9 protein-coding genes and 1 pseudogene are annotated in these 9542 nt (G+C 43.5%); 7 read left to right on the top strand and 3 right to left on the bottom strand.

Annotated features, from left to right (window positions below):
* Window positions 1–34 precede the first annotated feature (34 nt).
* Window positions 35–316: a type II toxin-antitoxin system RelE/ParE family toxin gene (locus tag Q0Y54_RS09305; protein WP_297966717.1), complete on the bottom strand. Its 282-nt coding sequence runs from the start codon at window positions 314–316 to the stop codon at window positions 35–37.
* 3 nt (window positions 317–319) lie between these two features.
* Window positions 320–670, bottom strand: coding sequence for an AbrB family transcriptional regulator (locus tag Q0Y54_RS09300; protein WP_027396581.1), 351 nt, complete (start codon window positions 668–670; stop codon window positions 320–322).
* A gap of 491 nt (window positions 671–1161) precedes the next feature.
* On the opposite strand from Q0Y54_RS09300, the gene Q0Y54_RS09295 reads away from it, so the two are divergent.
* From Q0Y54_RS09295 to Q0Y54_RS09285, 3 genes are all read left to right on the top strand, one after another.
* On the top strand, window positions 1162–1971 hold the full coding sequence (locus tag Q0Y54_RS09295) for an MBL fold metallo-hydrolase (RefSeq protein ID WP_297966712.1): 810 nt from the start codon (window positions 1162–1164) through the stop codon (window positions 1969–1971).
* A 67-nt stretch (window positions 1972–2038) separates the two neighbouring features.
* Window positions 2039–2335: a type II toxin-antitoxin system Phd/YefM family antitoxin gene (locus Q0Y54_RS09290; protein WP_297966709.1), complete on the top strand. Its 297-nt coding sequence runs from the start codon at window positions 2039–2041 to the stop codon at window positions 2333–2335.
* A complete protein-coding gene (locus Q0Y54_RS09285) occupies window positions 2332–2655 on the top strand; it encodes a type II toxin-antitoxin system RelE/ParE family toxin (protein ID WP_297966706.1) in 324 nt (107 codons plus the stop codon). Before Q0Y54_RS09290 ends, Q0Y54_RS09285 begins: the two co-directional genes overlap by 4 nt.
* Before the next feature lie 119 nt (window positions 2656–2774).
* On the opposite strand, the gene Q0Y54_RS09280 is transcribed toward Q0Y54_RS09285, so the two are convergent.
* Window positions 2775–3677, bottom strand: coding sequence for a Fic family protein (locus Q0Y54_RS09280; RefSeq protein ID WP_297966703.1), 903 nt, complete (start codon window positions 3675–3677; stop codon window positions 2775–2777).
* Window positions 3678–4065: 388 nt separating this feature from the next.
* On the opposite strand from Q0Y54_RS09280, the pseudogene Q0Y54_RS09275 reads away from it, so the two are divergent.
* The 4 genes and pseudogenes from Q0Y54_RS09275 to Q0Y54_RS09260 all read left to right on the top strand — a co-directional run.
* Window positions 4066–4485 (top strand): annotated as a pseudogene (locus Q0Y54_RS09275) (flagellin); the annotation flags it as partial.
* Complete coding sequence (locus tag Q0Y54_RS12660) at window positions 4486–5847, top strand: flagellin (protein ID WP_366072587.1); 1362 nt, start codon at window positions 4486–4488, stop codon at window positions 5845–5847.
* Between the two features lie 798 nt (window positions 5848–6645).
* On the top strand, window positions 6646–8052 hold the full coding sequence (locus Q0Y54_RS09265; protein ID WP_297966700.1) for a ShlB/FhaC/HecB family hemolysin secretion/activation protein: 1407 nt from the start codon (window positions 6646–6648) through the stop codon (window positions 8050–8052).
* A 65-nt stretch (window positions 8053–8117) separates the two neighbouring features.
* Window positions 8118–9542: filamentous hemagglutinin N-terminal domain-containing protein (locus tag Q0Y54_RS09260; protein ID WP_297966697.1), on the top strand; the 1425-nt coding region annotated here is incomplete at its 3' end.

Raw genomic sequence — 9542 nt, 5'->3', positions numbered from 1 at the left:
TTATGCCACGAGAAAGGGCTGGCGGGAAGACGACTTAAACTTTGACGCTTACGAAGTTTTCTCTGGTTCCAGACATTATGATTACTACAATATCACCGGACTCATTTACATCTATGGTATATGCTATTTCATAATTTGTTCGTGCGTAATACACATCATAGCAATAAATACCCGCTAAATCTCCGATTTTTGCTTCACCAATCGTAGGATCATCAGCTATTAATTTGATAGTTGATTCAAAAATTTTCTTTAGTTTTTTATCCTTAATCTTTTTAAAGAACTTTGCTGCGGGAGGTAGGAATCTGATTTCAGCCATATTTTACTCCTTGAAAACATCATCCATAGTTGCGTATTCTGCTTTACCCTCTGCAACCTTTTTAGCCTCAGCTATCATATTTTTAACGGCGTATTTAACATCCGCCTGTTTTGCCTTAAATGCTTCCAGCAATTCGTTTCCGGATAATCCTGCCTCTATTAACTCAGCCAAAATTTGCTCAGAAAATTCACTATCTGAAAGTATTTGTACAGGCTTTATTACCAGCTCATTTCCTCTCAAAATACATTCTGCTTCGCTCTCAAAACCAAGCATTTTAAAGTATTTTTGGGGAATTGTAATCTGTCGTTTAGAGGATATACTTACTATCTTTCTGTCATAAGGTATAGTTGACATGATTTCATCTCCTTACAGAATTCTTTGATTTCTTGGTTTTCTTTGTTTCGATTTTATCATATATGCATCATGGTGTAAATATTATATCCTAAGTTATATAAACATTGATAACGGCCCTATGCTGGTACGGCATTTTGTGTGCAAAATATAACTTTTCCAGAATCCTTACAGGCTTATGCAGTACATGAGCAGAGGGCAGAATACTCTGCTAAAAGGAAAAAGTAATGATTATGCGTACACTGTCAGAATTGGATAGGGTTAAAAAATAGGGCCGCAACTCTTCTTAGATTAGCTGCATTCTATCATCAGAATTTGAGGAGGGGAAGGATGAGCTGGTTGGAAAAATGGCCAACTAATATAAAGATATATTTTTAGGAATAATTGAACAATGGCGGTATAATATAACTATATTTGTACGACTTTAGATATGATTGTCGAAGGACAGGAATGTATTATTATGGAAAGAGTGGCGCGAAGAAAGAAGTGTATATATGAAAATTAAGGTGTTAATGGATAATCTGCCAGCGGTAAATTATTTAAATGAGTGGGGCCTTTCAATTTATATTGAATATGACGATAATAAAATTTTGTTGGATACCGGAGCCTCGGAGGGCTTTTCCAATAATGCAAAGGTGGCAGGAGTGGACCTATCCAAGGTGGATGTGGCAGTATTATCCCATGCCCATTATGACCATTCAGATGGCATGGGGGCATTTTTCGAGGAAAACCAAAAGGCATCCATGCTGCTAAGGAGCTCCTGCAAGGAAAATTGTTACTCCCAAAAGGAAGAGGGAATGGAATATATCGGTATCCACAAGGGATGGCTGGAAAAGTTCAAATCCAGAATAAAATATGTTGATGGCATCTATGAAATCTGTAAGGGTGTAACTTTGGTGCCGCACTTATTTGATATGACAGAGCCTGGTAAAAAGGCGAAAATGTTTACCATGGAAAATGATTTGTTTTTTCCTGAGCTATTTGCCCATGAACAAAGTCTGGTTTTTGAAACTGAAAAAGGTCTTGTCATATTTAACAGCTGCTCCCATGGCGGCGCAGATAATATTATCAATGAAGTTCAAAAGCAGTATAATGATGCTCTAATATATGCCATAATTGGCGGCTTCCATTTATACAAAACATCTCCTGAGGAGGTGGAGGCCTTCGCAAAACGCGTTGAAGCTACAGGAATTCAGAGGGTTATAACGGGGCATTGCACCGGGGATGAAGCCTACCCTATTTTGCAAAGGGTACTTGGGGATAAAGTCTCCCAGATGTATTCTGGGGCAGAGTATGATATATGAGTTTAATAAAATTCTTTGACACTTGTAGTCATAATAAAATATAATATGACTACAGGGGGCGATAGATATGTCAAATGCAATCTCCATAAGACCATCCAAGGATTTAAGAAGCAATTATGCACAGATTTCAGCTTTATCCAGGAAAAATCCAGTTGCTATTACTGTCAACGGTAAAGAGGATATTGTTGTTCTTTGCCACGATGATTATATGGAGCAACAGAATTATATTACTGAACTCGAAGCCAAATTGGCTGTATACTCACATTTGGCTCAAGCGGCAGATGATGTGAAATTGGGTAGGGTTCAAGAGGTTGATGCAGCTTTTGCTGATATTCTATCAGAACTGGATGGGCTTGAAATATGAATTATACTGTCAATCTGACTGATACAGCGAAGCAAGATTTACGGGACATTGCTATTTGGATTGCTCGAAAATCGAAGGATATTGAAGTGGCTAAGAATTTTGTGCTAGAGCTTCGTGATGAGTGTAAAAAGCTGATTTCTTTACCGGATAGGGGAGCATTCCCTAAAGACAGGATTTTGCGTAGTGCTGGGTATAGGTACATTGTCTATGAAGATTATCTCTTTTTTTATTTAATAGATAATGAAAGAAACATTGTAAATATTATGTCAATATTTAATGCCAAGAAAGATTTTTTTAAAGTGATGCGTAAGTATGTTTAATATCAAAAATTTCTATTAAGTACCTAGGGTGTAGTATGCTTCATCTCCACCGCATATTCGGTGGAAGTCGGAAGCTTTGACCATATTATAAGGCCCTAACCATCTTATTTTTGGGATGGCTAGGGCCTTTTCGTGTTTTTTATTTTAAAATAGTCCAACCAAACCTTAAATCTGTCTTGGGCTGTTCGGCAGGTGTCCAACAAATAGCCTGGTTCCTTTATCCATTCTTTTAATCCTCGATAATAATACCACTTTAAATCTTCACTGATGATAAATGGTGTAATGCCGTTTCTTAAACATTCCTTGAACATTATCAGTCTCCCTATACGTCCGTTGCCATCCTGAAATGGGTGAATTATTTCAAAATCATGATGAAATGCCACTATATCCTCAAAGGATTTCTCTTTCTCCGAATTATATTTTTTTAGTAATTGTTTTATTTTTAATGACACATTTTCCGGGGCAGTGGTGACAAGACCGCCTACTTCGTTAGGCAATCTCTTATAATCCACCACAGCAAACCATGATTTTCGGCTGTCAGAGGTCCCCGATTTTAAGCATAAATGGAGCTGCTTTATAAAGGATTCACTTAGCTTGTATCTGGCGGCATCGATTATCATATTGATACAGCAAAAGTGATTGGCCGTATCAACTATATCGTCCACTTTGATCGCATCACTGTCTACACCAATCGTATTGGTTTCAAAAATAAATCTTGTTTGGTCATGGGTGAGGCTGTTGCCCTCAATGTGGTTGGAATTGTAGGTTAATTCTATCTGGACCTTGTGATATATACCGCCCTTTATTCCAGCCACCTTTTCCTGTTGTAGTCTGGTCAGCAAATCGTCAGCTATTTTGCCTGCCCGTGGTTTTCTTGGAGGCTTAGGGGCATCAGCAGGTATTTTCCAGGTTTTATCCTCCAATACTGCGCCTCTCACCTTGCCAGTGGCGCAATAATTTCTTGCACTTCTTTCCGATACCTTCCAATTCGAAGCCGCTTCGCAGACATTTATGTATTTCATCCTTGCTCACCTTCCCATATAAACTTCTATGAGTCTTATTCAATTATACCATAGAATCGGCCAAATATATTGCGATTTATTGTATATATTACGGGGTTTATTTTGCCGATGAAAGGACTGTCGTACTATCTGCTGCCATAGTGTAACATCATATTTAAAGGACAGAAAACTCAATGTAAATGTGAGCAGGGTGACTATCGTTTTGCCACAATAGTCAGAAGTATGGTAGAATAGCAGCTTTTTTAGAAGAATAGGCAAAATGCTAAATCTATTAAGTTTATTGGTGGTTATTCCGATAATAGAAACAATAAGTGTATATTTTACAGTTATGGCTAAAAACATGGAAGATTTCCCAGCAATGGGGATAGCGCAGAAAGGATGATACGCTATGGCCATGGTGGTTAAGAATAATATGTCGGCAATCAATACCTTAAATGTTCTGGGACGGAACAGTAAGGAACTAGCCAAACAGCTCCAGCAGGTGTCCTCTGGCATGAAAATTAACAGTGCGGCAGATGATGCTTCGGCATATGCTATCAGTGAACGAATGCGGATACAGGTACGAAGCCTCGATGCGACCCTAACCAATACACAAAATGGTTCCAGCATGATGAAGGTAGCCGAAGGAGCGGTGTCTTCTACGGTGGATGCCCTTAGAACCTTTAAAGCTAAGGCCATTGATGCAGCTAATGATACTAATACTGACAGTGATCGGGCCATTATTCAAAAAGAGCTGGACCAGCTTATGAACCAGATTGATGATAATGCTATGGTTACCTTTAATGGAAAGTATTTGGTCAATGGTGCTATGGGGGGCAATGTGGTAGCGGATCAGCAGGATTCCATTGTTTCATTTATGACTTATTTGGATGGATGCACCTCCGGCACGCCTCAGGAGCTTTTGGATGGGGCTATAAAATTTGGTTCCTCTGGAATGTTTGAGGATGAGGCAGCCCTTGTAAATAGCTTTGTTGAGGCTATGAGAAACAGTAATGGGGACCTTTTGGAGGTTTGTGGTATCAATCTGAATAATGATGATACGGGATCCATTACCGGCCTTGATGCTGGCAGTGAGCAGACAAAAACAGCAGAGTCCGTTGTACCGGAAGAAAAAACATCTTATGGTGGCAATACCACGGGCAGCTCCTTTATCAGGGGACTTACGGTGAATTGGCCCGATGATATTAGTGACGACATGCAAAAGGCTATTGCCGGTGCCCTGGACAGCCAGTGGCTCACTAACTGTATGTGGCTGGTGGATGAGTCCTTTGCCATTAATTTCTGGGAGAAGGGCACTTCTGTGAGGTCTATTGATGTAAAATTTGAGGATGATGCATCTTCTGACAATTTGGCTTATGTAAGAAACTACTATAATGATGGTGTTACCAGCAAGCTGGAACTCACCGTTAATATGCACTACTATAACAACCTTGATCTCACTGATAAAAATGGTGCGGTAAAGGATAACCCGAATCAGCTTTACCTGGACCGTACCTTGGCCCATGAAATGACCCATGCCATTATGGCTGCCAATATCAAAAATTTTAATGAATTGCCTAAATATGTTAAGGAAGGCATGGCAGAGCTGGTACATGGTATAGATGATTATCGCAAGGGGAAAATCCAGTCCCTGGCCAACGACCCTGATACGTTAAAGGATGTACTGGAGCATTCCGGGGCTCCTTCGGATGATAGTGCCTATGCAGCGGGGTATATGGTTCTTCGTTATATGGCCAAGCAGGCGGCAAATTCCGAGCCGGAAAAGAGTGCTTATTTCCAGATAGGTACCAAGGCTTCCCAGACCATCAGCATTGGGCTGGGTGATATGCGTTGTGAGGCGTTGGGGCTTACTAAATCCGATGGAACAGCGGTAAGTGTGGCTACCCGGGAAAAGGCTGTTTCGGCCATTACAGTTATTGATCGGGCCATAAGCCGGGCCCTTAAGCAGCAAACGATAATCGGTGCTGTGGAGAGCCGGCTGGAATTTACTGCAGCCAACATTACGACGGCCCATGAAAATGTTACTGCATCAGAAAGCGTTATTCGCGATGCCGACATGGCTAAGAGCTTTACGGCATATACCAGAGCCAATGTGCTAATGCAGACGGCCCAATCTATGCTGGGGCAGGCTAATCAGGATAGTAGTAATGTTTTACAGCTATTGCGGTAAAAAAACTGACTATTGCTAAGTGAGACTTATTTAGTGGGAGATGTATACGCCCACTGAATGCAGCCGAATTAATCCAGAGCTTTGCGGACGTATCCAAGAGGCAAAGCCTATTGGTTAATAGGCCCTATGGTAAAGTGTCAGCTTCAAAGCAAGATCATGGTCTTAGCTGAGCAGCTGATGCTGACCGTTATGGGTGATTTTCTCCCACCCTGGAGGAGGGAGTCTTAACACCCGTTAACATCTGATAATGAATATAGCGTTAATGATTTTTTACTTTTTATAGAAGGTATCCTCTGTTATAATAAAAAATGAATATTTGTATTTGTAAGAGGAAAGCAGAATCGATAAAACAAAATTCGGACATGGGTGTGGGTTCCTGTTTTGTGGAGGATTGCTTGTAAGATTGTGGCCATATTAAAAGGAGTAAGTAAATATGACTTCATTGCGTCTATCCACTTCAGGAATTTGTATGTTTATATATACATACATAACGAACATATGTGTTGGAAATAATACAGGTCGCGTGCACCGTGCTTCTGTGCGCTGTGTTTCGTATGCTGTAAATTTCGTTTTTAAGCACAAGGGATTTTTATGCCCTTGTGCTTTTTTAATGCACTCAGTAGGAGGCAGACCCTGATTGGTGAAATTTTCCAGTCATCAAAAGGTGCAATTCTCAGGAACAATGCACTTGAAGCTGCAATTGTCAAAGGCTGCAATGTACTTGAAGGTGCTCTGCTTCTTCGTAATCCAACTTTATTAACTAAAAAATGTAAATATTTCAGACGGAGGGAATGTATTATGAAGCTTTACAAAAAGAAAAAACTCCTTTTCGCTGTCCTCACCATGGTGTTATCCTGCTCTTTGGGCACTGCGGATGCCGCTGTACTTTACAATCCGGAGCCCCCAGGCTCTGTAATGGCTGAGACAGGTGAGAACTCATTTATTGTCACCGAGCTGGTGATTAAGGGGAACAAGAACCACTCAGAGGAGGAAATCAAATATCTTGTTCCGGAGGCCACCCGTCCCCTTGTACGTCCCGGACAGCTCTCACGCCAGCTTTCTCTGCTGAACGATGGGCAGGTCATGAAAATTGAGTCCGCATTTACGCCGATTGGTGATCAAGAATACCGCCTGACTCTGTTCGTTGAAGAGGTCAAAAATGACAAATTCGCCATATCCTTCAATAACACAGGAAATAAGTATTCCGGTGACTACCGGTTGTCTCTCAGCTGGCTGAATACCGATATCACGAAAAATGGTGATGCCCTGGGCATCGCATATACCACCTCGCCGGATGAGCATTTTTCCGATGTAAAGCAGGTGGGCCTGACCTACAAGACGATTTTCCCCAACAGCGGCGACAGCATGTTCTTCGCCTACAGCTATTCAGACGTGGATATGGGGCAAATCGCTAACTTCGGCCAGATTGACTTGGAGGCGACAGGCAAAGGGCATACTGCCAGCCTGCATTATCAGCGGAATTTGTACTTTAGCAGGGCACACCGTCAAATCCTCGACTTTGGCTTCGACTACAAGAAATACGATAACGCCCAGAACTGGATCGCCCGGGCGGCAGGTATTCAGCTTCCTGACAACATGGGCACCAACTACGAGGTCGGGACCTTTTCCACCACCTATTATGATGTGACGAGAGGCGATCAGGATACTTTCTCCTGGAACATCGGCTGGACCACCAACCTGATTGGCAACAAGGATGACTATGCTGCTGTCCGTCCCAACACCGATAAGGGCTTCAACATATTCCGTCTCGGCGCAGGCTATCAATACAAAACCACGAATGACTGGATTATTGGCGTAGCTGCCGGTGCCCAATGGACACCAAATGATCTTGTACAAAGCGAGCAGTTCGGCGCAGGGGGCCTTGGAAGTGTACGGGGCTTCAAGGAGCGGGTGGCCACAGGCGACAATGGTATTGGCGGCAGCTTCGAGATTTACACGCCGCAGTTTATCCCGGATTCCAGATTTGTGATGTTTATGGATGCGGCCTGGCTGTCCAATAATTCGGTTAATCTCGGCGAAACAGGGAACCGACATATTTCCTCTTTCGGAATAGGGTATCGGTTCGGAAGTGACAAGCTTGGGCTGTATGCCAGCATCGACTATGCTCATCCCATGAGCTACGGAGGCCTGGACAACGGTAATTCAATACGTCCTTGGACCTTCACGTTGACCAAGACCTTCTGACATCTGGTACAAACCATATTAGAATGTAAATCAGGACATATATAAAGGAGTTGACCACTATGTCCATGTCAAGAAAAATTAAAAAGAAACTGCTGGCAGCAGCGATAGCCGCTACCATGACCGTCTCCGCTGGGGGGACAGTATATGCCGCTGACATGCCTACGGGGGGATCTATCGTTACGGGTACGGTCACAGGTCTCGTTGCGAACCCAGCCGACAACGCTACTATCACTGCTACCAGCAACGCCCTGATTAATTGGGCAACCTTTGATATTGGTGCAGGAAAAACCTTAAACTTCGATACCGGCAATGGCTTCGTTTTGATGAACCAGGTTACCGGCAATCAGATGTCCAATATTTACGGTACCTTGAATGACATTGGTAACGGTCATTTGATTTTGGCGAATCCCAACGGCATCATTTTCCGTCAGGGCTCCCTCATTAACGCCAACTATTTGACCCTGAGCACCATGCAAAACCTTGACGCCACTGGCTTCGGCAAATTGACCTCAGGGGGCTGGGGTCCGGAAATCAATACCAATAATGCTATGGTAGTCTTTGAGGGTGGGGAGACCAATCCTGCTACGATCAATATGAAGCATTATTTGGGGGTATTGGCTGGCGGCATCATACTGGATGACCATGTGAGACTCCAGACCGAAAATTCTACTATTGATCTGACGGCGACCAACAATGGTCAGTATTCACTGGTTATGGGTAATAAGAGCTTTTATTCTAACGGCACTACCTATAATGCCACTGATAATGTGGTCAAGATTGGCCAAAATACGGTTCTGAACGCCAACGGCAACAGCTATAACCAAATTCATGTTTTGGGCGGGCAGGTCGCTATCGGTGACTATGCACAATTGAATACGGGCAGCGATCCCGACATGAGTAATGTGTTGGTGGAAGCCGTTGCCACCAAGAACGATTCGGAAAGCGACCCTGACAAAGTATATACGGCCTCCGAAGATAATTTGATACACATGGGCTTGGTAAGCTTTTCAAACGGAAGCTTTGCCCTGGTAGGTGGTAATCTGACCGGTGAAACAGACTCCTTCCAGGAAAAATTCACTAAGGTTGGCGGCGGAACTCCGACGCCTCCCGGCCCTACACCACCTGAGCCACCGGGGCCTACGCCTCCTACACCTCCTACACCTCCTGAACCACCGGGACCTACGCCACCTGGGCCAACACCGCCTGAGCCTGGTTCCCTCACCCCTGAGCAAAAAGCCCAAGCCCACGAAGGAGCCAACAACCTTCTCGACTCCACAATGAACAACGACGCAGCCGTAAAAGCATTTCAGGACGCTTTGGCTGGCGCGCAGAAGAACTCCGAAACCGGCGACCATGTCGTCGTGCAGACCGGCACGGAGCAGAACAACATCTCGAATATCACCAAAGGGCTCGAAGGCCTCACCGTACAGGAGGCCTCTGCCCGCGTGCGCAGCATTGCCAAGGACTACATGAAAGCCCTCAATGCCGGC

The organism is uncultured Anaerovibrio sp. (assembly GCF_947302755.1).
Classification (GTDB): domain Bacteria; phylum Bacillota; class Negativicutes; order Selenomonadales; family Selenomonadaceae; genus Anaerovibrio.
Note: the sequence above shows the minus strand (reverse complement) of the source record. Positions and strands in the feature narration are given on the sequence as shown.

Coding starts and splice junctions, on each gene's coding strand:
- Q0Y54_RS09305 (WP_297966717.1), bottom strand. CDS start 316: ATGGCTGAAATCAGATTCCTACCTCCCGCAGCAAAGTTCTTTAAAAAG.
- Q0Y54_RS09300 (WP_027396581.1), bottom strand. CDS start 670: ATGTCAACTATACCTTATGACAGAAAGATAGTAAGTATATCCTCTAAA.
- Q0Y54_RS09295 (WP_297966712.1), top strand. CDS start 1,162: ATGAAAATTAAGGTGTTAATGGATAATCTGCCAGCGGTAAATTATTTA.
- Q0Y54_RS09290 (WP_297966709.1), top strand. CDS start 2,039: ATGTCAAATGCAATCTCCATAAGACCATCCAAGGATTTAAGAAGCAAT.
- Q0Y54_RS09285 (WP_297966706.1), top strand. CDS start 2,332: ATGAATTATACTGTCAATCTGACTGATACAGCGAAGCAAGATTTACGG.
- Q0Y54_RS09280 (WP_297966703.1), bottom strand. CDS start 3,677: ATGAAATACATAAATGTCTGCGAAGCGGCTTCGAATTGGAAGGTATCG.
- Q0Y54_RS12660 (WP_366072587.1), top strand. CDS start 4,486: ATGGGGGGCAATGTGGTAGCGGATCAGCAGGATTCCATTGTTTCATTT.
- Q0Y54_RS09265 (WP_297966700.1), top strand. CDS start 6,646: ATGAAGCTTTACAAAAAGAAAAAACTCCTTTTCGCTGTCCTCACCATG.